19 protein-coding genes are annotated in these 25,129 nt (G+C 58.6%); 8 read left to right on the top strand and 11 right to left on the bottom strand.

Features of this window, described 5'->3' with window-relative positions:
* The first annotated feature begins 14 nt into the window (after positions 1-14).
* Positions 15-392 (top strand): response regulator, encoded by a 378-nt coding sequence (locus ACQ4MY_RS12435; protein ID WP_008079490.1) that lies wholly within the window; start codon positions 15-17, stop codon positions 390-392.
* 48 nt (positions 393-440) lie between these two features.
* Here the strand turns inward: ACQ4MY_RS12435 and ACQ4MY_RS12440 are convergent, their stop codons facing one another.
* The 4 genes from ACQ4MY_RS12440 to ACQ4MY_RS12455 all read right to left on the bottom strand — a co-directional run bounded on the left by ACQ4MY_RS12440 (position 441) and on the right by ACQ4MY_RS12455 (position 5,936).
* Entirely contained in the window at positions 441-1,370 is a 930-nt protein-coding gene (locus ACQ4MY_RS12440; RefSeq protein WP_440095306.1) for a halovibrin HvnA, read from the bottom strand.
* Positions 1,371-1,578: 208 nt separating this feature from the next.
* Positions 1,579-3,249, bottom strand: a complete 1,671-nt coding sequence (locus tag ACQ4MY_RS12445; RefSeq protein WP_008079487.1) for a response regulator — start codon at positions 3,247-3,249, stop codon at positions 1,579-1,581.
* On the bottom strand, positions 3,246-4,748 hold the full coding sequence (locus tag ACQ4MY_RS12450) for an ATPase domain-containing protein (protein WP_158832926.1): 1,503 nt from the start codon (positions 4,746-4,748) through the stop codon (positions 3,246-3,248). Before ACQ4MY_RS12450 ends, ACQ4MY_RS12445 begins: the two co-directional genes overlap by 4 nt.
* Positions 4,749-4,880: 132 nt before the next feature.
* Complete coding sequence (locus ACQ4MY_RS12455) at positions 4,881-5,936, bottom strand: tetratricopeptide repeat protein (RefSeq protein WP_008079483.1); 1,056 nt, start codon at positions 5,934-5,936, stop codon at positions 4,881-4,883.
* A 172-nt stretch (positions 5,937-6,108) separates the two neighbouring features.
* On the opposite strand from ACQ4MY_RS12455, the gene ACQ4MY_RS12460 reads away from it, so the two are divergent.
* The 3 genes from ACQ4MY_RS12460 to ACQ4MY_RS12470 are packed head-to-tail and all read left to right on the top strand — an operon-like array spanning position 6,109 to position 9,392.
* On the top strand, positions 6,109-8,244 hold the full coding sequence (locus tag ACQ4MY_RS12460; RefSeq protein WP_440095307.1) for an FUSC family protein: 2,136 nt from the start codon (positions 6,109-6,111) through the stop codon (positions 8,242-8,244).
* Positions 8,234-8,434: a DUF1656 domain-containing protein gene (locus ACQ4MY_RS12465; protein WP_008079479.1), complete on the top strand. Its 201-nt coding sequence runs from the start codon at positions 8,234-8,236 to the stop codon at positions 8,432-8,434. Before ACQ4MY_RS12460 ends, ACQ4MY_RS12465 begins: the two co-directional genes overlap by 11 nt.
* 4 nt (positions 8,435-8,438) lie before the next feature.
* Positions 8,439-9,392 carry a biotin/lipoyl-binding protein gene (locus ACQ4MY_RS12470; RefSeq protein ID WP_440095308.1) on the top strand — a complete coding sequence of 318 codons (954 nt, stop codon included), beginning with the start codon at positions 8,439-8,441 and terminating at the stop codon, positions 9,390-9,392.
* A gap of 186 nt (positions 9,393-9,578) precedes the next feature.
* On the opposite strand, the gene ACQ4MY_RS12475 is transcribed toward ACQ4MY_RS12470, so the two are convergent.
* The 7 genes from ACQ4MY_RS12475 to ACQ4MY_RS12505 all read right to left on the bottom strand — a co-directional run bounded on the left by ACQ4MY_RS12475 (position 9,579) and on the right by ACQ4MY_RS12505 (position 18,409).
* Complete coding sequence (locus ACQ4MY_RS12475; protein ID WP_008086475.1) at positions 9,579-11,000, bottom strand: efflux transporter outer membrane subunit; 1,422 nt, start codon at positions 10,998-11,000, stop codon at positions 9,579-9,581.
* Positions 10,997-14,188, bottom strand: a complete 3,192-nt coding sequence (locus ACQ4MY_RS12480) for an efflux RND transporter permease subunit (protein ID WP_008086476.1) — start codon at positions 14,186-14,188, stop codon at positions 10,997-10,999. Before ACQ4MY_RS12480 ends, ACQ4MY_RS12475 begins: the two co-directional genes overlap by 4 nt.
* 15 nt (positions 14,189-14,203) lie before the next feature.
* On the bottom strand, positions 14,204-15,457 hold the full coding sequence (gene mexE / locus ACQ4MY_RS12485; protein ID WP_440095309.1) for a multidrug efflux RND transporter periplasmic adaptor subunit MexE: 1,254 nt from the start codon (positions 15,455-15,457) through the stop codon (positions 14,204-14,206).
* A gap of 267 nt (positions 15,458-15,724) precedes the next feature.
* Complete coding sequence (locus ACQ4MY_RS12490) at positions 15,725-16,177, bottom strand: DUF805 domain-containing protein (RefSeq protein ID WP_008086478.1); 453 nt, start codon at positions 16,175-16,177, stop codon at positions 15,725-15,727.
* A gap of 15 nt (positions 16,178-16,192) precedes the next feature.
* Positions 16,193-16,540, bottom strand: a complete 348-nt coding sequence (locus ACQ4MY_RS12495) for a DUF4190 domain-containing protein (protein ID WP_008086479.1) — start codon at positions 16,538-16,540, stop codon at positions 16,193-16,195.
* 158 nt (positions 16,541-16,698) lie between these two features.
* Positions 16,699-17,352 carry a hypothetical protein gene (locus ACQ4MY_RS12500; RefSeq protein ID WP_158832912.1) on the bottom strand — a complete coding sequence of 218 codons (654 nt, stop codon included), beginning with the start codon at positions 17,350-17,352 and terminating at the stop codon, positions 16,699-16,701.
* A 142-nt stretch (positions 17,353-17,494) separates the two neighbouring features.
* Entirely contained in the window at positions 17,495-18,409 is a 915-nt protein-coding gene (locus ACQ4MY_RS12505; protein ID WP_008086482.1) for a LysR family transcriptional regulator, read from the bottom strand.
* A gap of 269 nt (positions 18,410-18,678) precedes the next feature.
* On the opposite strand from ACQ4MY_RS12505, the gene ACQ4MY_RS12510 reads away from it, so the two are divergent.
* The 4 genes from ACQ4MY_RS12510 to pgm all read left to right on the top strand — a co-directional run bounded on the left by ACQ4MY_RS12510 (position 18,679) and on the right by pgm (position 24,919).
* The gene (locus ACQ4MY_RS12510; RefSeq protein WP_008086484.1) at positions 18,679-19,701 is read left to right on the top strand and encodes a zinc-dependent alcohol dehydrogenase family protein; all 1,023 of its coding nucleotides are present in this window, start codon (positions 18,679-18,681) and stop codon (positions 19,699-19,701) included.
* A gap of 548 nt (positions 19,702-20,249) precedes the next feature.
* Positions 20,250-21,716: a hypothetical protein gene (locus ACQ4MY_RS12515; protein ID WP_440095310.1), complete on the top strand. Its 1,467-nt coding sequence runs from the start codon at positions 20,250-20,252 to the stop codon at positions 21,714-21,716.
* A gap of 49 nt (positions 21,717-21,765) precedes the next feature.
* On the top strand, positions 21,766-23,166 hold the full coding sequence (locus ACQ4MY_RS12520; RefSeq protein WP_440095311.1) for a PLP-dependent aminotransferase family protein: 1,401 nt from the start codon (positions 21,766-21,768) through the stop codon (positions 23,164-23,166).
* 106 nt (positions 23,167-23,272) lie between these two features.
* Positions 23,273-24,919 carry a phosphoglucomutase (alpha-D-glucose-1,6-bisphosphate-dependent) gene (gene pgm / locus ACQ4MY_RS12525; RefSeq protein ID WP_440095312.1) on the top strand — a complete coding sequence of 549 codons (1,647 nt, stop codon included), beginning with the start codon at positions 23,273-23,275 and terminating at the stop codon, positions 24,917-24,919.
* Positions 24,920-25,129: the final 210 nt, after the last annotated feature.

A 25,129-nucleotide genomic window follows, 5' to 3' on the forward strand; every position in this document is an offset into this window, starting at 1 on the left:
AACAAAGGCTTCCCATGAGCGTAGATGCACAAGATGTAGTACTCGTCGTCGAGGACGAACCGGTTATCTTGATGATCCTGACCGATTATTTGTCAGGGCAGGGATATCGCGTGCTGCAAGCCGAAAACGGCGAGCAGGCGTTCGAGATTCTCGCGAGCAAACCGCATCTGGACATGTTGATTACCGACTTCCGCCTGCCTGGCGGCATTTCCGGCGTGCAGATCGCCGAACCTGCCGTGAAGCTGCGCCCCGACCTTAAAGTGATCTTCATCAGCGGTTATCCGCAGGAGATTCGCGAGACCGGGAGCCCGATCACGCGCCGGGCGCCGATACTGGAAAAGCCGTTCGACCTGGACGTGCTGCAGGAAAAAATTCAGGAATTGCTGGCCTGAAGACCGCTTCTGCCGGGCGCCTCCACGGTCTGTTCGGCTCGTTCGTCGTTATTTGGCTTGATCGGCCGCATTGAAGGTGAACGTCATGTCTGCAGTCGCACTGGCTGGCATTGTCATCTTGATGATAGGTAACACTTGCCCTCCAGTTTTATTGAAATAATCAAGCTGATCATGTCTTGCGTTGGCGAGGCCGTTGTCAATGTAAAAGAACGCCTGAATCGGTAATTGTTTGGGAACATTCTGTGGCCAGGTTGCCAGAATCAGCTCGTTTTGCTGATGAAACCAGGTCGCGCCGAGCAAATTCCTCGTGCGAATGGATTGGTAAAATGAGTCTGCTCCCAATTGATTCATGCTGTCGCGCACATCGAAACTGCATTGAAAGGCGGGTGCGTTAGCGGCGGAAGGCGCGCTTCGCCAATGTGTCATCCATTGTTCGGCAGTGCTGATGCCAATGGTCTGGCAGCGTCGACTTTGGGTCGGATAGTACGGGTGCCCCCCGCACCCTGGCACGTCGCGTAGGTGACTCCAGCCGTCGATAGGGAAGCTGCACAACACCTCGATTTTCAGCTTGCCTGCCGGGTTTTCGAATATCGGATAGAAGATGAATCCGCTGTTCTGACCAAACACCAGTTTTTGAAACCTTGCGTCCTTGCGCGCAAAGGAAAACGACACACCGCCACTCTTTACTGAATGCGGACTTGGATTCCAGGTGGAGTAGTCGGGGCCGGGTACGGTTGATCGCAGAATAACGCCTGTACACAAAAAGGCTGGGGTGGAAGCCGAGCCACAATTAACACGCACATCGTTGTAGCGCTTGGTCAGATCCGCTGCAACGGTTGCTCCGCTCTGCGCGGTGTTTGTCGCTGCGGCAGCGATATCGATTGTATTGCTCGTCGATACCAATGGCGCTTGTTCGTGGGTCTGACACCCGGCAAGAATGAGGGTCAACGCCACAAACGCTAGCTGATTCCTGATCATAGTGACTGTCCTTGAAAAGCGTTCGCTTAGACGCACACCGTCGACCTAATAAAGGGACACGGTAGTCTTCAGAGGAGAGTCAAACCTTAATCAGAAGGGTTGGATAGCTGTCAAAGTTGACAGCTATTGGACATTGGAAAAAAGGCATAGGCTGGAGAGCCAGCCGCTTTACAGGCATGCCACCCGGCATGATTGACGGCGTCGCGCGTCACCCACGAATCATTTCGCGCACCTTGGCGGTCAACAGATCGAAGGTGAACGGCTTGGTGATCATCTGCATGCCCGAGTCGAGAAACCCGCCACGCACGGCCGCGTGTTCGGCGTAACCGGTGATGAACAGTACTTTCAGGCCAGGGCGGTATTGGCGGCCGACCTCCGCCAATTGCCGGCCATTCATACCGGGCAAACCGACATCACTGATCAGCAGATCGATACGCTGTGCCGAATTGAGAATCGGCACGGCGCCATCGGCGTCGCTGGCCTCCACAAACGCATAACCCAACTCACTGAGCACCGCGCTGACCAGCACGCGCACAGCCGGGTCGTCTTCGACGATCAATACGGTTTCGCCATCCAGCGCGTCCGGCGCTTGCTGGATAGCGGTGGCAGACTGTTCAAGTTCTTCGCCACGGAAGCGCGGCAGATACAGTTTGACTGTGGTGCCCTGGTCGATTTCGCTGTCAATCGAGACATGGCCACGGGACTGTTTGCTAAAGCCGTAAATCATCGACAGGCCCAATCCGGTGCCTTGGCCGATCGGTTTGGTGGTGAAAAACGGGTCAAAAGCGCGATTGATCACGCTCTGGGGCATGCCGCTGCCGTTGTCGGTGACGCTGAGCATCACGTAATCGCCGGGTGCCAGATTGCTGTAGGCTTCGGTGAATTGACGGTGCAGCACCTGGTTGCTGGTTTCGACCACCAGTTTGCCGCCATCAGGCATGGCATCGCGAGCGTTGATCACGAGGTTGAGCAGGGCGCTTTCCAGTTGATTGGGATCGGCTTCGGCGACCCACAAATTGTCGTCCAGACGCATGTCTAGCTGGATGCTTTCGTTGAGGCTGCGCTGCAGCAGTTCACCCATCGACATGACCAGGCTGTTCATCTGCACTGCTTTGGAGTCGAGTGACTGGCGCCGCGAGAATGCCAGCAGACGATGGGTGAGGCCGGCGGCACGGTTAGCTGAAGTGACACCCAGATCAATCAGGCTGTCCAGATCATCCGTGCGCCCACGGGCCAGGCGCCGACGCAATAGCTCCAGGCTGCCGATGATACCGGTCAGCATGTTGTTGAAGTCGTGGGCGATGCCGCCGGTCAACTGGCCGACCGCTTCCATTTTCTGCGACTGACGCAGCGCTTCTTCATTGTGGCGCAGTTGCGCGGTGCGCTCCTCCACCTGCTGTTCAAGGGTCTCCATCGTTGATTGCAGGCGTCGTTCGCTTTCACTCAGGTCGATCAGTCGATCGCGGGCTTCGTACTGTCGTCGTCGCCCGCGCAGTGCGGCGGATACCAGGCTGACCAAGGTTGCCGGGTGAAACGGACGTTCAAGGAATGTCACGTTGCCTAACAGTTTGCTGAGTTGCGAGGAGGGGCCTTGTTCCTGACCGCCATGATGGGTCAATAGCACGATCGGCAAGTCTGACCACGCCGGTTGTTGCTCAAGGTGCTCGAACAACACTTCCAGTTCCGGGCCGCGCAGCGCTTCAGCGGCAATCACCAGCAGGCCGGCGCCCAGCTCAAGCTCCGTGCACAGCGAGCCAAGTCCTGCCGTGACCAGACCGCAAAGACCGGCCTCGTTGAGGATCATCAATGCAATTTGGCTGTCGCGACCCACGGGCGCCAGAATCAGCGCCCGTTCGGCCAGTGGCACCGACACTGTCACGAGCTTTCTTCCTGAAGCAGCGGTTTGCTCGCACCGAGGTAAGTCGGTACACCGCGCAGTACGCCCTGAAAGGCTTCCAGCGGTTCACCGATGGTCATGCCTTGTGCCGAAATACGGTATTCACGAATCGTCGATTCGTGGCTGCCGGTGCGTTTCTTGATGATCGAAATGGCCCGACGGACTTTGCCGATGGCTTCAAAGTAACGCAACAGAATGACCGTGTCGGCCAGATAAGTAATGTCGACCGGTGCCTGCATGTCGCCGACCAGACCGTGTTGCGCGACTGTCATGAACGTCGCTGCACCTTTGCGATTGAGGTACAGCAGCAGTTCGTGCATGTGCAGCACCAGAGCGTTTTCTTCCGGCATCGCGGCCTGGTAACCGTTGATGCTATCGATCACCACGGTTTTGATCTGGCCTTCATCGACGCAACGTCGCACGCGATGGGAGAACTCGCCGGGGGATAGCTCCGCCGCATCTACCTGTTCGATCAGCAGATTGCCGGTGGCCTGCAGCGCCTTGAGGTCGATACCAATGTTGTTCATGCGCTCGAAGAGCAATCCCAGCTCTTCGTCGAAGATGAACAACGCGGCTTTCTCACCACGACGCACGGCGGCTGCGGCAAAAATCATCGAGATCAGCGATTTACCGGTACCGGCCGGGCCGAGGATCAGCGTGCTGGAACCGGTTTCGATACCACCGCCGAGCAACGCGTCCATTTCCTTGATGCCACTGGTCAACTGCAGGCGGGCGTAGTCGCCACGATGCTCTGCCGCCACCAGCCTGGGGAAGACATGCACACCGTCGCCCATGATGGTGAAGTCGTGGAACCCCCCCCGGTATTTCTGCCCTCGGTATTTGACCACTCGAACGCGCCGGCGCTCGGCGCCATAGTTGGGGGTCAACTCTTCAAGGCGAATCACCCCGTGCGCCACGCTGTGTACGGTTTTGTCGAGGGATTCAGTGGTCAGGTCGTCCAGCAGCAGCACCGTGGCGTCGTAGCGCACGAAGTAATGCTTGATCGCAAGGATCTGGCGGCGATAGCGCAATGAACTCTGCGCCAGCAGGCGAATCTCCGAGAGGCTGTCGAGCACCACGCGGGTGGGTTTGAAACGTTCGACCACTTCGAAGATCTGCTTGGTTGCTTCGCCCAGTTCCAGGTCGGAGGAATACAGCAGGCTTTGCTGATGCTCGGCGTTGAGCAAACTTTCCGGGGGCGTCAGTTCGAAGATCTCGATGTTGTCGCCCAACTCCCAGCCATGGGACAGCGCCCCTTGGCGCAACTCACGCTCGGTTTCCGACAACGTGATGTACAACGAGCGTTCGCCGGCTCGTGCGCCGGCCAGTAGAAAATGCAAAGCGACCGTGGTTTTGCCGGTGCCGGGCTCACCCTCCAGCAAGAAAACATGACCGCGAGACAAGCCACCGGCAAGGATGTCATCCAGACCGACAATGCCGGTAGCGGCTTTCGCACTGATCAACTCGTTAGATGTAGACAAAAAATGCCCTCTCATGACTAGGGGAATCGAGGCGGCTGACTGAAACAGACGGCCTGATTACTTGACCCGCAGGCGTGATGGCAGTTCCACATATTCTTGCAGGATGTGACGAAGAATAGCGTCTATTGCAGCTCAAAGGCCTTGTTGCAGGGCCGGATCGTCCGGATTGAGCTGTTCCAGTTGCGCCAGTAAAACTTGCACATTCTGCAACTGGCCACTCTCTTTCCAGTAATTGATCAGCAGCACCCGGGCCTTACGGTCGGAGGGGTGACGCTGGACGATGTCCTGCAATTGCTTTTGCGCCGCTTCCAGCTCTTCGGCGCTGTGCAAGGTGGTCGCCAGGTCGTAGCGATAATCCTTGTTGTCGGGGTCCAGTTCGACGGCCTTGGATAAACCCAGCAGGGCGAACTCGCGCTGGCCGTGGTGCAGCAACCACAGGCCCAGAGCATGTTGCAGATACGCCGAATCAGGTTGAGCTTTCAATTGTCGGGCGAGTAGTTGCCGCGCGGCGTCGCTCTGGCCCAGGCGATCCAGCACATCGATCTGCATGACCAGCGCGGGCAGGTTGCCTGGTTCCAGTTGCAGGGTATTTTCCAGTGCTTGCTGTGCCTCTTTGAGTTCGGCGTTGTGCAAATGCAGGCGTGCCAATTGCGCATAGGTTTCAGCGCTTGGCGCCTGGCCCTTGAGGGCTTGTTCCCAGCTATCGATGCCTTGCTGCAGGGGCGCGAAATACAGGCCCAGCTCATCCGGCGTCAAACCGAGCAACGCGTTGATCGCGGCGAAACGCACAGTTTGATCTTCATCATCGAGCAACGGCCCAAGCAACAGGCTGCGTTGGCCGCCGGGCACCAGACCAACCACACTTTTGATCGCGGCCAGGCGTACTTCGGGCGCTTCGCTCTGCAAGTCGGCGTCGGCCAGTTTCAACGCCTGTGGGCTCGGGTAGTTGGGCAATTCGGCATGCAGCCAGACACGGCGTTTGACCGACAGGTCCGGGCGCCCCAATTGCTGGTACAACTGACGCGCCGCACCCGGCTGGCCGGCACGTGCCGCCGCCAACGCCTCGCTGTATCCATGTTTGATCGCTTCGGGCACCACAGGGGCGCTGGTGCGCAGGGACAGCCAGCCGACGAGAATGACGAGTACGAGGCCAAGGCTGATAAACAGATAGCGGCGGGACTGATGCATGCAGGTTTCCGAAAGCAGGCGTACTTGAGCAGAGCGGCAAGCTTCGGTCAGCGCACGCCCTGAGTCAAACCCATTGCCAGCGAATCGCCCTACAACTTGCGTCGACTTTGTGAACCGTCAGGCTTGCGATGCAGTGTCTACGCTTGCAGGAGTTGCTTCGACGAGTGCGCCCATGCAAGCCCTGTTCAATTACTTCAAAGCGGTCATCCATCCCGGTCAGGCGGTACTGCTGTTTGCCTTGCGCACTGTTGTGGCGGGCTTGCTGACGCTGTATCTGGCTTTTCTGTTTGATCTTGACCAGCCCAAGTGGTCGATCATGGCGGTGGTGATTGTCAGCCAGCCACTGGCTGGAATGGCGCTTGCGCGCAGTTTTGGCCAAGTGATCGGCACCACACTCGGGGCCGCCGTGGCCGTGCTGATCATGGCGATTTTTCCGCAGGCGCCACTGCCATTTATCACGACCCTGGCATTGTGGCTGGCGCTGTGCACCGCCGGCGGGACGCTGCTGCGCTACACCAGCTCCCAGGCGTTCGTGCTCAGTGGCTACACCGCAGTCGTGGTCGCTTTGCTGGCGATTCCGGATCAGGACGGCACCTTTTTGCTGGCCGTCACGCGGGTGACCGAAACGTTGCTGGCGGTGGCGTGCGTCTGTGTGGTGAGCCTGCTCACGGCCCGGCCGGAAGCGGTGGCAAAAGGGTACTTCGCCAAGGTCGATCAAGTCATCAAGCTGGTTGCCGTTCATGCGGCTGCGGTGATTCGCACGGAAGAAAGCGAGGCTGACTTCCAGCGCCGACAAATGCAATTGCTGACCGAGATCAGTGCACTGGAGGGGTTGCGCCGGCATCTGTATTTCGACGCTCCACGCTTGCGCAGTGCCAACAATCTGGTGCTGCTGTTGGGCAATCAATTGATGTTGCTGACTTCCAGATTGACCGCGTTGCGTCATCAGCGGCAATTGCTCACCGAGCGTTGGGAGGGCGACTTGCCTGAGGATGTCCAGCGTCTGCGTGCCGAGGAACTGGCATTTCTCGATCAACTGGCGGAGCAGGGGCGTTCGCTTTCTGCCGAAACGCGCCACGGCTTTGTCACGCTGCAGCATCGGTTCGATCAACTGGCCTACAAGGCCGAGCAACTGACCGAAGACATGAGTGCCACCTTGCGCTCGCTGGCCTGGGCGTTGCGCTGGGAGCAGGCGCGGCTGCTGCAACAACTGGAGCAGATTCTCGAATTGAGCGATGCCATTCAGGAAGGACGCGAAGCCAGTTGCCTCTATCGGGGGCAGACCAATCCGCTGCATCTGGATTTCACCTTGGCCTCGATGAATGCCATCCGTGCCTTTACCGCGTTGCTGGTGGCGGGACTGATCTGGATCGAGACAGCCTGGGACGGTGCGCGTGGCGGGATGATTCTGGTGGGAATCCTCTGTTCGCTGATGGCGACGTTTCCGCGACCACTGCTGGCTGCGCAGAGTTATGCGCGCGGGTTGGGGCTGGCCCTGCTGGTGTCAGCGCTCTACCAATTCATGCTGGTGCCGGCGGTCAGTGATTTCGAGTGGCTGGCCTTGTTGCTCGCACCATTGCTCTACGTCATTGCGGTTGGCCTCGCGAGCCCGGCGACGGCGGGGATCGGCATGGGCCTGGGTTTGTCGAGTTTCCTGATGCTCGGCCCGCAGAATATCGGCACCGGGCAGAACAGCGCGATTCAATGGTTCGAGTTTGCCGGGGCTTACGTCAGTGCGGCGATGCTGGCGCTGATTGTCTACGCGTGGATTTTTCCGTTTCGCCCGGCGTGGCGTATTCGCCGCTTGTATAAAGAGGCGCGCGAGCAGGTGTATGAGCTGACCAAAAGCCCGGCCACCGATGAGCAACAGTTCGCATTCGAAAGCCGTATGGTCGATCGCCTGACCAGCATGCTTGGCCTGTTGCCTGCGGTAAATGATCGGGCGATGCAGCGACTCTATGAAATCAGCCTCGCCTGTGTCGCGCTGGGGGTGGCGATGCATCAGCTACGCCAGCAGGCGCAGAACAATCAGTTACTGTCGGACCCGTTCAGCCGCCGGCTGTCCTCGGCATTGCGCAAGACCGGGCGCTTTGTTGCCGGACGTGCAGAAGTGCAACTGACGCCACTGTTGGCAACCTTGCACGACTTGGGCGATGAACTGGACGATCTGCATGTCGCCAGTCACGAGCATTTATGGTCGGTGTTTCGCATGCGCGTAGCCCTGCTGATCGTGGTGTCGTTCCTGGAGCGCCATGGTGACGAGTTGCAAAATTCCACCTCGGAAGGAGCGCCAGCCCTTGCCCATTGATTTCGAGATTGGCGGCGTTTATCTGCCGCCCATTGCCCAGGCCTTGTTACTGGCAATCCCCCTGTTCATGTTGCTCGACTGGCTCTTGCGCCGCCTGGGCGTACTGCGCCTGGTCTGGCATGAGGCCCTGTTCGAAGGCGCCTTGTATGCCTGCGTGTGTGCCGCGCTGATTCTGCTGATGGGAGCCTGATGCCTTGAAAGTGTTATTCGCAAGATTGCTGACGCTGGCCGTGGTGGTTCTTGCCATCGTGCTTGGCTGGTTCGCCTGGGAGCATTACACCCGCGCGCCGTGGACCCGCGATGCCCGGGTGAGGGCTGATGTGGTGACGTTGTCGGCCGATGTTTCGGGGCGCATCGTCAGCCTCGCCGTGCAAGACAACCAGCATGTCGAAAAGGGTCAATTGCTGCTGGAAATCGACCCGGCACGTTACACATTGGCGGTCGAGCATGCGCGCCGCTCAGTCGAAGTGGCCAAGGCCACCCTGGGGCAGTCGCAAGCAGCGATCGTTGCCAGTGAAGCATTGCTCAAACAGCGTCAAAGCGAAGAACGTCGGCGACGTACGCTCAAGCAAGGGTTCGCGATCTCGGGCGAGGAATGGGAAAAATCCAGCACCGACGTGGCCGTGGCACAGGCCGATCTGTTGCGCAATCAGGCGAACCTCGGGCTGGCCGAAGCCAACGTGCAATTGGCAATTGCCGCGCAGACCCAGGCTGAACTGGATTTGCAGCGTACCCGCGTTGAATCCCCGGTCAGCGGCTACGTGACCAACCTGTTGACCCGTGAGGGCGATTACGCCGTGAGCGGTGGCGCCTTGTTGGCATTGGTGGATAGCGATTCGTTCTACATCAGCGGCTATTTTGAAGAAACCAAACTGCCGCGTATCGAGGAGGGCGATCGGGTGCGGATTCAATTGATGAGCGGAGAAACCTTCGGCGGCACCGTGCAGAGCATCGCTTTCGCCATCGCTGATCGGGAAAACGCACCGGGCAGTCGTCTGCTGGCCAACATCAACCCGAGTTATACCTGGGTCAAACTGGCCCAGCGCGTGCCCGTGCGGATCGGCATCGATAACGACTACGCCGGCAAAAACCGCCTGCGCGCCGGCACCACCGCAACCGTCACCGTCCTGGAATCAAGAAATCCCTAACCCTCCTTGTAGGAGCTGCCGCAGGCTGCGATCTCTTGATCTTGGTTTTTAACGATCAAGATCAAAAGATCGCAGCCTGCGGCAGCTCTTACAGGGTGAGGGCACAAAAAAGCCCCGCGACCGAATGATACGCGGGGCAAAAATTTGGTTGGTTGCGGCCAACCAAAGGAGCTCTTTAACAATCGATTACTGGCTGGCGACGGTCTCCGGTTGCCAGCCGCCGCCAAGGGCTTTGTAAATCGCGACAATGCCGCGATACAAATCGACTTCAGCCTGGGCCTGAGTGTCTTCAGCGTTCAGACGTTCACGTTGCGCGTCGAGCAGCACGAGGAAGTCCGTAGTGCCTTCGCGGTAGCGAATCTCGGCCAGGTCAGCTGCCTTGCGGCTCGACTCACTCTGGCGAATCAGCGAGATCAAGCGCTGCTGACGTTTGCCGTAATCGCTGAAGGCGTTTTCCGATTCTTCCAGGGCCAGCAGGACTTGCTGCTCGTAAGTCGCCAGTGCGCCTTCGGCCTCGGCATCGGCGCCGCGCAAACGCGCTCGCACACTGCCAAGGTCGAACGCTGCCCAAGTGATGCTCGGGCCAAGTGCCCAGGCGTTGGCCGCCGAGGAACCGATTTGCGAACCGCGCCCGGCTGTCCAGCCGAGGAAGCCGCTGAGACTGACCCGTGGGAACAGATCGGCTTTCGCCACGCCAATTCGCGCCGTGGCCGAGGCCAGTTGGCGTTCGGCGCTGAGGATGTCCGGACGGCGTTGCAGCAGCTCGCCCGGATTGCCAATTGGCAAGGCTTTGGCAATCGCCGGCAAGTCTTTTGGACTGAGGTCGACGGTCAGCTTGTCCGGACGCTCACCCAGCAGGGTGGCGATACGGTTTTTCTGCCGAACCTGTTCGGCCTGCAGTTGCGGCACGCTGGCTTCGACCGAGGCCAGACGCGCATCGGCACGTTCGACATCAAGCTGATCGCCGACGCCGGCGTCACGCAGGCTGATGGTGATCTTGCGCGACTCCTGCTGGTTGTTCAGGTTGGCCACGGCGATCTTTTCGCGCAATTGCGCACCGCGGAGTTGACCGTAGGCGTCGACCAGTTCGGCAATCATGGTGACTTGCAGTTGGTACAGATCGGCTTCGGCAGCCTGCTGATCGGCGTCGCTGGCTTCCAGATTGCGCTGGATACGGCCGAACAGGTCCAGCTCCCACGCCATGTCGAGGCCCAGGTCATAGCGTTCGCTGTTGACGCGATTAGTGGTCTGGCCCGGGATTTGTCCCTTGGCCAGATCACTGCTGGCACGGCTGGTGATGGTCGGCATTGCGTCGTTGCTGGCGTCGTCGCGGATTGCCCGAGCGGCTTTCCAGCGAGCGAATGCCACGCGCAGATCACGGTTGCCTTGCAGCGATTGCGTCACCAACTGGTTGAGGGTCGGATCATCGAACTGCTGCCACCAAATGCCTTCGAATTTCGAACGGTCAAAGTTCTTTTGCCCGGCGGCGCCGTCAGTGGCGGCCGTGATGTTGGCCGCCTCCGTGGCTGGGGTCTTGTAGTCGGGGCCGACGGCGCAGGCGCTGAGGGCCAGCACCAGCAGACTCGGCAGGAAGACTTTCAGACTCATTGTTGCGCCTCCAGTGGCTTTTGAAGATTGAGCGCCTTGGCCGCTTTGCGCTGCTCGCCGCGTTCGACAAAGTTACGGATCAATACGTAGAACACTGGCGTCAGCAACAGACCGAAGAAGGTCACCCCGAGCATCCCGGAGAACACCGCCACGCCCATGGCATGACGCATCTCGGCACCGGCACCGCTGGAGAACACCAGTGGCACTACACCCATGATGAACGCGAAGGAGGTCATCAGGATCGGGCGCAGACGCAGGCGGCAAGCTTCCAGTACCGCCGCAAGCGGGTTGAGGCCTTCTTCCTGTTTATCCTTGGCGAACTCAACGATCAGAATCGCGTTCTTACACGCCAGTCCCACCAGTACGATCAAGCCGATCTGGGTGAAGATGTTGTTGTCACCGCCGGAGATGATCACGCCGGTGATGGCCGACAGCAAGGTCATCGGTACGATCAGGATCACCGCCAGTGGCAGGCTCCAGCTTTCGTATTGAGCGGCGAGCACCAGGAACGCCAGCAATACGCAGAGCGGGAACACGAACAGCGCGGTGTTGCCGGACAGAATCTGCTGGTAGGTCAGGTCGGTCCACTCGTAGGTCATGCCGTTCGGAAGTTCTTCCTTGAGCAGTTTCTCGATGGCTTTTTCGGCCTGGCCGGAGCTGTAGCCTGGTGCTGCGGCACCGTTGATTTCAGCAGTGATGAAGCCGTTGTAGTGCATCACGCGATCCGGGCCCGAGGTGTCGCTGACCTTGATGAAGGTCGCCAGCGGGATCATTTCGCCTTTGTTGTTGCGCACTTTCAGCTGACCGATCTGATCGGATTCGAGGCGGAACTGCTGTTCGGCCTGAACGTTGACCTGATAGGTACGCCCGAAACGGTTGAAGTCGTTGGCATACAGCGAACCCAGGTAAATCTGCAGGGTGTCGAAGATGTCGCTGACGGCCACGCCGTGGGTCTTGGCTTTTTCACGGTCGATGGCAGCATCGACCTGCGGCACGTTCACGGTGTAACTGGTGAACAGGCCCGCCAGTTCCGGCACGTTGTGGCTCTTGTTGATGATGTTCATGGTTTCTTTGTACAGCTCGTCGTAGCCGAGGTTGCCCCGGTCTTCGATTTGCAGACGGAAACCACCAATGGTGCCCAGACCTTGTACCGGCGGTGGCGGGAAGATCGCCATGTACGCTTCCTGAATGTTGGCGAACTGGCCGTTCAAGGCACCGGCAATTGCACCGGCAGACATGCTCGGGTCTTTACGCTCGTCGAACGGTTTCAGGGTCACGAACACGATGCCGGCGTTCGGGCTGTTGGTGAAGCCGTTGATCGACAGGCCCGGGAAGGCAACGGCGCTTTCCACGCCTGGCTGTTTCAGTGCCAGGTCGGACATGCGCTTGATCACGTCTTCGGTGCGATCCAGGCTCGAAGCGTCCGGCAGTTGCGCGAAGGCCACCAGGTATTGCTTGTCCTGGCCCGGTACGAAGCCGGTCGGGGTGCTGGAGAAACCGAAGAAGGTCAGCACCATCAAGCCTGCGTACAGGAGGAGGGCGATGCCGCTGCTGCGGATAACCCGGCCAACCGTGCCGACGTAGCCATGGCTGGCACGATCAAAGAAACGGTTGAACGGACGGAACAACCAGCCACCGAAGATCTTGTCGAGCACTTTCGAGAAACGGTCTTTCGGTGCGTCGTGGCTCCTCAGCAACACAGCGGCCAGCGCTGGCGACAGAGTCAGCGAGTTGAACGCCGAGATCACCGTCGAGATCGCGATGGTCAGCGCGAACTGCTTGTAGAACTGCCCGGTAAGGCCGGAGATGAAGGCCGCCGGAATGAACACTGCACACAGCACGAGTGCCGTGGCAACGATCGGACCGGTCACTTCACGCATGGCGCGCTTGGTGGCTTCCACCGGGTTCAATCCGAGTTCGATGTTCCGTTCGACGTTCTCCACCACCACGATGGCGTCGTCGACCACGATACCGATGGCCAGTACCAGGCCGAATAGCGACAGTGCGTTGAGCGAGAAGCCGAACAGGTGCATCACCGCAAACGTACCGATCAACGATACCGGCACCGCCACCAATGGAATGATCGAGGCGCGCCAGGTTTGCAGGAACAGGATCACCACCAGTACCACAAGGATCAGTGCTTCGAAGAGGGTGTGAACCACCGCTTCGATCGAGCCGCGCACGAAGATCGTCGGGTCATAGACGATGCTGTAGTCCATGCCTTGCGGGAAGCCTTTCTTCAACTCGTCCATTTTCGCCCGAACGTCGTTCGAGATGTCGATGGCATTGGAGCCTGGACGCTGAAAGATCGGGATGGCCACGGCAGGCTGGTTGTCCAGCAACGAACGCAGCGCATATTGGCTGGAACCCAGCTCAACGCGAGCGATGTCTTTGAGGCGCGTGATTTCACCGTCGTCGCCTGCACGAATGATGATGTTCTCGAACTCTTCCTCGGAGACCAGACGCCCCTGAGTGTTGACCGACAGCTGGAAGCTCTGGGCATTCGGGGCAGGGGGCGCACCCAATTGACCGGCGGCCACCTGGCGGTTTTGCTCACGAATCGCGGTGACCACATCGGTCGCGGTCAGGTTGCGCGAAGCGGTCTTGTTCGGATCGAGCCAGACACGCAGCGAGTAGTCACCCATACCGAACAGTTGCACGTCACCGACACCGTTCAGACGCGCCAGCTCATCCTTGATGTTGAGGATCGCGTAGTTCGACAGATAAAGCATGTCGTAGCGTTTGTCCGGCGAGGTCAAGTGCACAACCATGGTCAGATCGGGCGAAGCCTTGTCGACGGTGATACCGATGCGCGTCACTTCCTCGGGAAGTTTCGGTTCGGTTCGGGTCACGCGGTTTTGCACCTGCACCTGCGCATTGTCCAGGTCAGTGCCCAGGGCGAAGGTGATGGTCAGGGTGATCTTGCCGTCGGCAGTCGACTGCGAGGACATGTACAGCATGTTCTCGACGCCGGTGATGGCCTGCTCCAGCGGAGCCGCCACGGTTTCACCGATGACTTTAGGGTTGGCGCCCGGGAAGTTCGCACGTACGACCACGGTCGGTGGCACGACTTCCGGGTATTCGCTGATCGGCAGTTGGAATAGCGAGATCGCACCGGCGATCAGGATCAACAGCGACAGCACCGCTGCGAAGATCGGCCGTGAAATGAAGAATTGGGAAAAATTCATCGGAGTTGTCGTCCCTTAACCGCGTGGGGTCGTGGCGGCCAGCTTCACAACCGCACCGGACGCACCCTTGGCAGGGGCGACTTTGGGCAGGTTGCTGGCTTCCAGCGCTTGACGTTGTTGAGCGAGTGCCGCAATCGTTTGTTCGCTGGCCATCGGCACCACTTCTGGGGTGACCGGCGAGCCCGGGCGCACACGTTGCAGGCCCTTGACGATGATTGTGTCGTCCTTGTTCAGGCCGGTACGCACGATGCGCAGGCCTTCGATTTTCGGACCGAGTTCGACGGCGCGGTACGCGGTTTTGTTGTCCGTATCCATCACCAGCACGAACTTCTTGCCGAGGTCGGTGCCGACGGCTTCGTCGTTGATCAGCATGGCGTTGTAGGTGCCGCTGCCGACCAGTTTCAGTCGTGCGTACAAGCCTGGGGTGTAGGTGCCGTCGCTGTTATCGAACACGGCGCGACCACGGATGGTGCCGGTTTTCGGGTTGACCTGGTTGTCGACGAAGTTCATCTGGCCGAGGTGCGGGTTGCCGTCTTCATTGGACAGGCCCATGTACACCGGGGTGGTGGCGCCGCGCTGACCGTTACGGGCAAGTTGGGTGTACTTGAGGAACACACGCTCATCGGCGTCGAAGTAGGCGTAGACGCGGTCGGTGGAAACCACGCTGGTCAGTGGCGTTGTGTCGGCGGTCACCAGGTTACCGGCGGTGATCTCCGCACGGCTGACGCGGCCACTGATCGGCGCGGTGACGCGGGTGAAGCTGAGGTTCAGTTTGGCCAGATCCAGTTGCGCTTGCAGTGCGCCAACGGCGGCGCGGGCTTCTTGGGCAGCGCTGGTGCGCGAGTCGGCCAGTTCAGCGGAAATCGCGTTGCTGGCACGCAGACGCTCACCGCGGCCGGCTTCGTTTTCACTGCGGGTGGCGTTGGCACGGGATTGGGCTACCAGGGCTTCGAGGCGGCGTACCTCGGCCTGGAACGGGCGCGGATCGATCTGGAACAGCAGGTCGCCTTTCTTGACCAGGGCGCCTTCAGTGAAAGCGACATCGTCGATCTGGCCGGAGACCCGTGGACGAATTTCAACGGTTTCCGGTGCTTCGAGGCGCCCGGTGAATTCGTCCCATTCGTTGACCGGTTGTTCGATCACCTTGGCCACGCTGACTTTGGCAGCAGGTGCGGTGGCGGCAGTCTCCGGAGTCTTGCCGCAGGCGCTCATCACCAGTACGGCCAACAAGGCCAACGGGAAGCGCAAATGTTTGAGTGACTGTTCCATGGATGCATCCGCCAATGTATTGAAGATGGGCGGATGATGCTCGGCGGGGTGTGATGGCACGAATCGAATGAAGCAAAGGTAACTATCATTCGGAATGATATAAGACCAAAGCGAGCCCTCTAGCATGCACCTTTCGTTAGGGTGCTATCAATATCTGTGATGAAAGTTTCATGATGGGTTGCCTGGCAAGTCACGCTGCAATGGCGGATGCCAGAAACAAAGAGACGGCCATGAAGGCCGTCTCGATCAGCCAGAGGCTGGTGTGTATCAGTTGATGCCTTTGCGGTTCGGACCGAAACGGTTCGGCCCCGGCTGGCTGTCTTGCGCCAGGAACACCAGGTTGACGATTGGCAGCAGCATCCACCAGCCGCTGCGGTCGGTATCGTGCATACGACGTACACCAACGGCGATGCTCGGCAGGAACGCCACCAGGCTGTACAGGTTGTACAGAATGCCGCCAGTCTGAAGCAGGGCATCGACAACGCCGAAACCAATGGAGACGCACAGGCTGATCAGAAAGAACATCCAGTATTCACGGCGAGTCGCCCGGCCCTGAAACACGACGTAATTCTTGAACGCTTCCACATAAGGATTACCCGTCGCAATGGCGGGGCCCTGTGCATAGGACTGTTGGGTTGCTTGCGGCGCCCCACATTGTGGGCAAGCCACGGCCAGAGTGCTTATTTCCTTGGCGCAACCGCGGCAGAAAACCATGCTCATATTTTTTCCCTAAAATTAATCAATCGACAGCCCTAGAAACACAAGCCCAGCCAAGCCCGACAAGACAACGCCGGCGATTGCGAGATTGTGTCCAGGGTTTCTTTTGTTGATGCTGATGATGCCGCAGATGAGACCGGCAACAGCGAAAGCGCCCAAACCGGTGAGCGTATCTCTGTCCCATTCGGAATCATCAAACAGGCTGAGTACACAGAGGATGCCTAAAACCAACGAAACGATGGCCAGCCATGGCGTACCGACTGCGTGAGGCGGCACGACGGCCTGTTGGCTCGCCCCGCATTGGGGGCAGGAGGGCGCCGTTTCGTGAAGCTCCTTGGCGCAAGCACGACAATAGACCATTGCCATCGTTTTCCTTAACTGAGTGCGAAATCCCCGACCTTCCATAGGCCGAGGCGGCGCTAAGTTAATCTTTATTACCAAATTTGTCATCAGGCACTGTGCCATTAATGGCATTTTTGCCAAAAGCGAGGCTTGGCGGTGCATTTCGGGGCGCTATAAGGGCGTCAAGTCTGCGGAGTTTCATCCACCACGCTGACCTGTAATCGCAAGGTCAGGCCTTGCAGTTGTCTGTTTTTCAGAACGCCCAATAGTGGTCCTTTGCGCTCCTTGCCGTTGGCATCCACCCCGACGCAACGGAGATCATGCATCTTTGAACCTTCACGCTCGGGGTCTTTCCAGCGACAGCGCACTGCAAGCACTTGCTCGTCCAGACGAATCGCAGGCTCTTCGTCTTCTCTCAGGAACGTCTCGACCTCCACCTCGACAGTGGACACGCCAAACTCTTCCGGATCGGTGCCGGGTTGCCCCTGAATCCGGAAGCTGAAACCGCTGAGTACGGCCAGGCAATCGGCGACGGTGTAACTCACCCTGACCTCGAACTCAGTAGTGAACGGTTCGGCATGCGCGGGGCTGTAGAAGTCTTTTCTGTCAGGGTCGGGGTCCCCGGCGTAATCCTCGGGCAACAGACATACACCGCCGAACAACGGACTGTAATGCGCGGTTGTATCGACACTGAACTGAGCCGGCATCTGCGTTTTCAGCGTGGTGTAATTCGACATCATTGCGCAACCACTGCCGAGCATTGCCAGGCTGATCAATAGCAGCGTGCGCAGGGCGCGCACTACGGGAGTTGCGTAGACGTGTTGCAGAAAAAGCATTGAGTCCGTCCTTGTGACTTCATATGAGGGTATCGATTGCGGGGGGGCGTATCTTAAGTGATTCCTGCGGCGCCATGCGCATGATTGTTCAGATGCAACAAAGCCCCTGGAACGGGGCTTTGATGGTGTCTTGCAGTTTGCTTCAGAGACTGTCCGGATCGCCAAAAAACATCTGAATCCGCGACCTCAACCAACGCTCCCCCGGATCGTTATCCTGCGACCCACGCCACGCCATGTGCAGCTCGAACGTGCGCGTCGGCAACGGCGGATCTTCCGCCCGAACCCCGCCAGCCGCCGTCAACGCTTCCGCCGTGTAATCCGGCACGGTGGCAACAATGTCAGTGCCGGCAAGCAGCGTACTCAAACCGTTGAACTGCGGCACGGCCAGCACCACGTGCCGTTTGCGGCCGAGCTTCTCCAGTTCTTCATCAATAAACCCGCTGAGGTCGCCCGCAAACGACACCAGCGCATGCGGCCGCGCGCAGTAGTCATCCAGGCTCAACGGCCCCGGTACGGTGTCGGCGCGCAGCAGTTTCGGCTGGCTGCGGCGCAAGACTTTGCGCTTGGCGTTGGCCGGCAGGTCGGTGGTGTAGCTGACGCCGATGGAGATTTCGCCTGAGGCCAGCAGGCCCGGCATCAAGATGTAGTTGACGCGGCGCACCACCAGCACGATTCCCGGCGACTCGGCGCGCAGGCGTTTGAGCAACATCGGCAGCAGCGCAAACTCGACGTCATCGGACAAACCGATGCGGAACACCGAGGTGCTGGTCGCCGGGTCGAACTCGGACGCGCGGCTGACAGCCGTGGAAATCGAATCGAGGGCAGGCGAGAGCAGGGCGAAGATTTCTACCGCCCGGGCGGACGGTTCCATGCTGCGCCCGGTGCGTACAAATAGCGGGTCATCGAACAGGCTACGCAGGCGCGAGAGCGCCGCACTGATCGCTGGCTGACCGAGAAACAGCTTTTCCGCCGCCCGGGTCACGCTGCGTTCGTGCATCAATGTTTCGAATACGATCAACAGGTTCAGGTCGACACGACGCAGGTCATTACGATTCATCTGGAGTCCTGGCAGAGTCATCAAGCTTGACGAGAGCGGCCATATGAGAACAATGGCCGGCATGAATCTTACGGGGAAAGGCTGGTACTCTGCACCGGAAAATTCAGCTTTACTGAGACGGTGGCAGCAGTTTTTCATGGATTTTGCCAATGCCGCCCCTGCTGCGGAATCAATGACAGGCATGTCGACTATTAATAGCCACTGATAGTCTTGGGTCAAAAGCCCAGATAGAGTTCATGGCATTAGAGGTTACTTTGACGAGGTTTGCGATGTCCCGCACGATTCGTTTTCACAAGTTTGGTCCCGCCGAGGTGCTCAAATGCGAAGAGCATGCGGCCGCTCAGCCAGGTCCTGGCGAAGTGCAGGTGCGTGTCGAAGCGATCGGCATCAGCTGGTATGACACGCTCTGGCGTCAGAACCTGGCCTCGTCTCAGGCACGTTTGCCTGCAGGCCTCGGCCACGAGATGGCCGGTGTGGTCACCGCTGTCGGTGACGGTGTCGATGATCTGTCGGTGGGCGACAAAGTTGCCAGCTTTCCGGCCGAGAGCGCGAATGATTATCCGGTCTACGGCGAGCAGATCGTGCTGCCGCGTACCGCGCTGACCCGTTATCCAGACGTCCTCAGCCCGATCGAAGCCAGCGTGCATTACACGCCGCTGCTGATTGCCTATTTTGCTTACGCCGATCTGGCGCGGGTCAAACCGGGGCAATTCGCCTTGGTCACTGACGCCAGCCATTGTGCCGGACCATCCTTTGTACAGCTGGGCAAAGCGTTGGGTGTCCGCGTGATTGCCGCCACCAAAACGGCGGAAGAGCGTGAGTACCTGCTGTCTCTTGGCGCCGAGAAAGTCATCGTCACCGAGGAAGAAGATCTGCTGATGCGGATCAACAAGATCACCGACAACCGCGGCGTTGATGTGGTGTTCGATGGCCTTGGTGGCCCGCAGATGTCGTTGCTGGGTGACGTGCTTGCACCGCGCGGCAGCCTGGTGTTGTACGGTCTGCAAGGAGGTAACCAGACGCCGTTTCCCGCCTGTGCCGCGTTCCAGAAGAACATTCAGTTCTTTGTCCACTGCATCGGCAACTTCACCGGCAAGCCGGAACTGGGCATCACTCAGGATCACGTCGCATTGCAACGTGCCTTGCGTGACATTAATCAGCTGACTGCCGATCGTGTGCTACTGCCACTCAAGACTCGAGTGTTCCCGTTCAACGAGTTCGTCGAGGCGCACCGCTACATGGACGAATGCCCATGCCGTGAACGGGTCGCTTTGCAAGTCGAACCGGCGTAATACCTCAGATCAGAGTCCGTGGCCCCACGGACTCTTTGTGTTTATCCCGCTCCAGCCCCGAGACAGCCTGCGCCACAGCCGCGCGGGGCAGTTCAGCAACTGAACTGCTTTTTGCTCTCGATCTGTATCTTCTAATCATCATATAAGCCCTGATAATTGAATGATTACTTTCATCTCAAGGAATGAGCCATGTCTGTGCATTCTATTTGTCCTGCGCGCTATCAAGCGTCTACTTATTTCCGCCACGTCAATTTCTGTTTAATAGTTGTAGGGCGATTCCGAAGCTGCGTCTTTTTTTCTTGTGCTCAATTGTCGTGGGACGTTGTGGGAAGTTTCCTAGGGCATTTTATAAGAAAAAAAACACTAGCAATAACAATGGGTTGAATCCACTGTTTAAAACAACGCAAACCTTTAACAGCTCAAGTGTTTCCAATAACTACGGTTGCGTAAGTGTTAGCATCTGAGCGTCTATTACTTATTGATGAATTGTCACGCGGCCGCCTTTTCTGTCCGTGCGACATGAAACTATTGATACCGGGTACATACCGATGAGCACGATCCATGACCAGGCAATGAATTACGTCTACCAGCAAGTATTGCAGCGTTTGCTGAGTTTCTTCTCGCGTGCGGAGCGTACGGCCCTGCAGTTGCTGATCCAGCGATTGTCTGTGGCAGCGGGTGGCATGGAGCACATCGGTAATTTCAAGGTATTGGTGGTTCAGTCCGGGTCACGCGACAGTTGTTACACGCTGGCGTTGCTGCGAGCCGCACAACTGAGCATCGCCGGGAGAGCCCCTGCGACCTTCCAGCTGCGTGTGGCCACTTTGCGCTGGAGCGGCAGCGGTCAGTCAGCCCTGCAAAACATGCATCGCAGCTTCAGCGCCCTGTTTCTGCATGACGACCCACGGGTCGAGCTGTTAATGGTTGATCATCGAGAGGTGATGCCCTTTGATTACCAGGCGCCCATCGGCGAGAGCGGTCGTGATGCGCACCGCCGCAACTTATTGATGGTGGGGCATTGCCGCACCTGGAATGAGCCGCTGGAATTTTGGGATGACGCCTACCTGGCAACGGCCGAGTTTTATGGGCAGATCGCCCGCTGGAATAACGGCGTGGATGCGATGATCGGCAGTGAAACACCGCGCCGGCAGTCACTGTTTCTCGAAGGCCTCAATCGTGCCGCCCAGAAGGCTGGAATGGGCGGGCTTGCGGAGAACCGCGGTGGTTTTGAGATGCTGTTTCCACTGCTTGATCAATTGGGAGGCGATTACTACCGGCACTTCTATACCGATGACGAAACAACCCCATGGCGCCCGGAAGGGCAATTTGAAGCCTGCCGTCGCACCAGCTACATCGATATCAACGACATGATTGTCGGCAAGCTGGAGGAGCGCTGGCCATTGCTCAGTGAATTCCTCGGCGTGCAGGCCGACGATCTGTCGTTGTATCAGGGCGATAACGAATTCGCCGATCCGTTGCTGGCTGCTCATTTACAGGGATTGCAGGCCAGCCTCGTCGAGGCGCAAACGTACGAGGCGGGCGTTTCCGAATTTCTTCAGGACACGTTGCTCGGCATGCGCCGCAAGCAAGTGCCGGAGCCGGTGTGCGAGCAGTTGATTGCCGCGTTCGGAAATTTGTCAGACCTTGATCAACTGTGTGCGAGGGCTTCAAAGCAATTGCAGGAAACGTTTGAGCTGAGTGAAATCCAGGTGGCGTGCCTGATGTTTGCACCCTTTATAAACAAAGGATCGGGGCTTGAGCGTTTCTTGCGTCATTGCCATCCCGGCATGTTGGTGGCCCTGCCGGACCTGCATCGTGCGATGCAAGGTTTGCATGCCTCCGAGCAAGTGACGAAGTGGATGGTTGATGTCAGCGGCTTGCCGGTCAAACTGATTGCCCGCTTGTATGCAATGGGGCCTGTGTGCATGGCGCAGGCATGCGGCAACGCTGCGCAGGGCACAGGGCTGGATACTGGATCGAGCCTTTCAGCCGTCGACCGGACGGCGGAAGGTTAAGGGTGAGTCGTCGACCGGCAATGGCAGCCATAACCCAGGTTTTTGGGTCATGAAGGCCCTGCGGCAGAACGGTTTCGCGTATCAGGCGGTTTACCGTTATCTGAGTCTGCTGATTGATGAATCTGACAGCCATCGCACGGTGCGCTTGCCTTCTTTGCGGCATCTGGCGGATCGGTTGAATGTATCGATATCCACCATCCAGTACGCTTATTCATTGCTGGAAAAGGAAGGGCGCGTCTTTTCAGTGGCCAAATCGGGCTATTACGCGCAAACCGCGCCGTCGTTGATTTCGACGGGCAGTGCTGATGATCTGCTTGAAGCGGTATACGTCAATGCCAGGCGTGCGGGCATGTGCGTATTGAGCGCCGATGATCCGGCTTCGCTGCAACCACTGGACAGTCCCTTGTTGATGCTGGAGCGGGAGTTGTTGCGTCAATATCCGCGTCAGCCACTGCTACAGATGCAACCCTGCGGCGAGCTTGAGTTGCGCACGGTCCTTGCCGCGCGCTACACCACCTGCGCTGTGAATGGCTGGCAGGCAGATGATGTGTATATCGGGGCGGATCTGCGCGGTGTGTTGGAGATACTGATCTCCGTTCTCCAGTTGCGAGGCGCAACCGTACTGATCGAATCGCCGTGTGACTGGATGATCCTGCGGCTGTTTCAAGCGTTCGAGGTACAGGTCATCGAGTTGCCCTTACAGGCCGATGGCGGGCTTGACCCACAACGTCTGGCATCCTTGCTCGCCAGTGAACGTGTTGGCCTGGTTGTACTGTCGTCGGTCCTGAACATGCCCCACGGCAGTATCAGCCCGCAAGCCAGCCGGCAAGTCATTGCGCAACTGCTCGCAAACCATGGCACGTGGGTCCTGGAGAATGACAGTTGCAGTGAGCTGGCGGACGTTCCGCATGTGCAGCGCTTGCGCGAATGGGTCGACCCTGATCGGTTGCTGATCTTTTCTGCCTTCGACAGGATCATTGGTGCCGAGGCGCCTTACGGTTTTGTCTTGTCTCGGCAATGGCGCAGTGAGTTGCAACGGTATTTTCTGCTGCGATCCTTCCGCTTGTCTGCCGCTCGCCAGAAAGCGATCGCGCGGCTGTTGGCTAGCGGGCGCGTCGATCAGCATCTGCAGGTATTGCGGCGGTTGCTCAAAGAGCGCCGAACGCAACTGATTCAACTGCTGCGCGAACGTTTGGGGGAGGCCGTGCAGATCATCGAGCCGCAGGGTGGGGCCACGGTCTGGATAAAGTCGGTGAGACCTGTGGACATGAGCGAAGTGTTCCATGGTTTGCTCAAGCAGCAGGTAGTCATCGCACCTGGCGAGCTGTTCAGTCTCAATGGTCACTACGCTCATCACTTGCGACTGAGCCCGATCTGTCATAGCGAACACGATCTGGCGACTGTGGTCGGGCTGGTCGGGGATGCCCTGCGTCTCGCGCCCGGAGGCTGATGTTAAAAAACTTCCGGGATGCGCCGGATACATCCCATCGCACTGCGGTCAAACTGCCAGTAAACTGCGCTGTATTTCCTGAACCACTCTATCTCAGAGGTTTTGCATGACACTCAGTCCTTTTGCGGGCAAACCGGCACCGGCAGAATTGTTGGTCGACATCCCGCGACTGGTAACGGCCTATTACACCGGCCAACCTGATGCATCGGTTTCCACCCAGCGTGTAGCGTTCGGTACGTCCGGACACCGGGGCAGTTCCTTCGACCTGAGTTTCAATGAGTGGCACGTTCTGGCGATCAGCCAGGCCATCTGCCTGTACCGCGAGGCCCAGGGCATCACCGGCCCGCTGTTCGTTGGCATCGATACCCACGCCTTGTCGACTCCGGCCGGCGCGAGCGCTCTGGAAGTGCTGGCAGCCAACGGCGTGACCGTTATGATTGCCGAGGGTGACGAATACACCCCGACGCCAGCGATCTCCCACGCCATTCTCTGCTACAACCGCGGCCGCACCTCGGGCCTCGCTGATGGCATCGTTATTACGCCGTCGCACAACCCGCCACAGAGCGGCGGCTACAAATACAACCCAACCAACGGCGGCCCGGCCGACACCCACATCACCAAGTGGATCGAAGCCAAGGCCAACGAACTGCTGGCCAATAAACTGGCGGGCGTGAAGCGCATCAGTTACGAGCAGGCACTCAAGGCCAGCACGACTCATCGTCACGATTACCTGAACAGCTACGTTGCCGACCTGATCAACGTGATCGACTTCGACGCCATCCGTGACGCCAAATTGCGTCTGGGCGTTGATCCGTTGGGCGGAGCAGGGGTGCGCTACTGGTCGGCCATTGCCGAGCACTACCGCCTGGATCTGCAAGTGGTGAACAAGGAGGTCGATGCGACTTTCCGCTTCATGACCGTCGACTGGGACGGCCAGATTCGCATGGACCCATCGTCCAGCCACGCCATGCAAGGCCTGATCGGCCTGAAAGAGCGTTTCGACGTAGCATTCGCCTGTGACCCGGACCACGACCGCCATGGCATCGTGACGCCATCGGGTGGCTTGTTGGCGCCAAACAACTATCTGGCAGTTTCCATCGATTACTTGTTCCAGAACCGTCCGCAATGGCGCGCCGATGCCGCCGTGGGTAAAACCGTGGTCAGCAGCGGTCTGATCGATCGTGTCGCCAAGCGCCTGGGCCGTCGCCTGTACGAAGTGCCGGTCGGATTCAAATGGTTCGCCGATGGTCTGTTCGACGGCTCGTTGGGTTTCGGTGGCGAGGAAAGCGCTGGTGCATCGTTCCTGCGTAAGGACGGTGGTGTGTGGAGCACCGACAAGGACGGTCTGATCCCGGCCTTGCTGGCTGCCGAAATGACCGCTCGCACGGGCCGCGACCCGAGCCAGGCTTATCGCGCGCTGACCGATGAACTGGGCGAGCCGTTCTCGGTGCGTGTAGACGCCAAGGCCAACCCGGAGCAGAAGGCGTTGCTGAGCAAGTTGTCGCCAGCACAGGTGACCTCGACCGAACTGGCAGGCGAGAAGATCCAGAGCATCCTCAGCCACGCGCCGGGCAACGATCAAGCCATTGGCGGTCTGAAAGTGATGACCGAAAACGGCTGGTTCGCCGCGCGTCCGTCGGGCACCGAGGACATCTACAAGATCTACGCCGAAAGCTTCATCAGTGACGACCACCTCAAGCAACTGGTGGTTGAAGCACAGACCTTGGTGGATGGGGCGATTTCCACTAAGTAACCTGGGCCTGCACACTTTGTAGGTGATGCATCTGTGGTGAGGGGATAAATCCCCTCACCACAAAGACACTCAGCTACAGGGCCGTATGTCAGATGCAAAGAAGGGGTGACCAAAATGGTCACCCCTTTTTTCATGTCTGTGTCCCGTCCTGAATAAGGTTTACACCTTCTGACCCATTCTCAGGAGGACGTAATGAACACGGGAAAAAGG

This window comes from Pseudomonas sp. SM4 (assembly GCF_051913165.1).
Classification (GTDB): Bacteria; Pseudomonadota; Gammaproteobacteria; order Pseudomonadales; family Pseudomonadaceae; genus Aquipseudomonas.

Coding starts and splice junctions, on each gene's coding strand:
- ACQ4MY_RS12435 (WP_008079490.1), top strand. CDS start 15: ATGAGCGTAGATGCACAAGATGTAGTACTCGTCGTCGAGGACGAACCG.
- ACQ4MY_RS12440 (WP_440095306.1), bottom strand. CDS start 1,370: ATGATCAGGAATCAGCTAGCGTTTGTGGCGTTGACCCTCATTCTTGCC.
- ACQ4MY_RS12455 (WP_008079483.1), bottom strand. CDS start 5,936: ATGCATCAGTCCCGCCGCTATCTGTTTATCAGCCTTGGCCTCGTACTC.
- ACQ4MY_RS12460 (WP_440095307.1), top strand. CDS start 6,109: ATGCAAGCCCTGTTCAATTACTTCAAAGCGGTCATCCATCCCGGTCAG.
- ACQ4MY_RS12475 (WP_008086475.1), bottom strand. CDS start 11,000: ATGAGTCTGAAAGTCTTCCTGCCGAGTCTGCTGGTGCTGGCCCTCAGC.
- ACQ4MY_RS12480 (WP_008086476.1), bottom strand. CDS start 14,188: ATGAATTTTTCCCAATTCTTCATTTCACGGCCGATCTTCGCAGCGGTG.
- mexE (WP_440095309.1), bottom strand. CDS start 15,457: ATGGAACAGTCACTCAAACATTTGCGCTTCCCGTTGGCCTTGTTGGCC.
- ACQ4MY_RS12490 (WP_008086478.1), bottom strand. CDS start 16,177: ATGAGCATGGTTTTCTGCCGCGGTTGCGCCAAGGAAATAAGCACTCTG.
- ACQ4MY_RS12495 (WP_008086479.1), bottom strand. CDS start 16,540: ATGGCAATGGTCTATTGTCGTGCTTGCGCCAAGGAGCTTCACGAAACG.
- ACQ4MY_RS12500 (WP_158832912.1), bottom strand. CDS start 17,352: ATGCTTTTTCTGCAACACGTCTACGCAACTCCCGTAGTGCGCGCCCTG.
- ACQ4MY_RS12505 (WP_008086482.1), bottom strand. CDS start 18,409: ATGAATCGTAATGACCTGCGTCGTGTCGACCTGAACCTGTTGATCGTA.
- ACQ4MY_RS12510 (WP_008086484.1), top strand. CDS start 18,679: ATGTCCCGCACGATTCGTTTTCACAAGTTTGGTCCCGCCGAGGTGCTC.
- ACQ4MY_RS12515 (WP_440095310.1), top strand. CDS start 20,250: ATGAGCACGATCCATGACCAGGCAATGAATTACGTCTACCAGCAAGTA.
- ACQ4MY_RS12520 (WP_440095311.1), top strand. CDS start 21,766: ATGAAGGCCCTGCGGCAGAACGGTTTCGCGTATCAGGCGGTTTACCGT.
- pgm (WP_440095312.1), top strand. CDS start 23,273: ATGACACTCAGTCCTTTTGCGGGCAAACCGGCACCGGCAGAATTGTTG.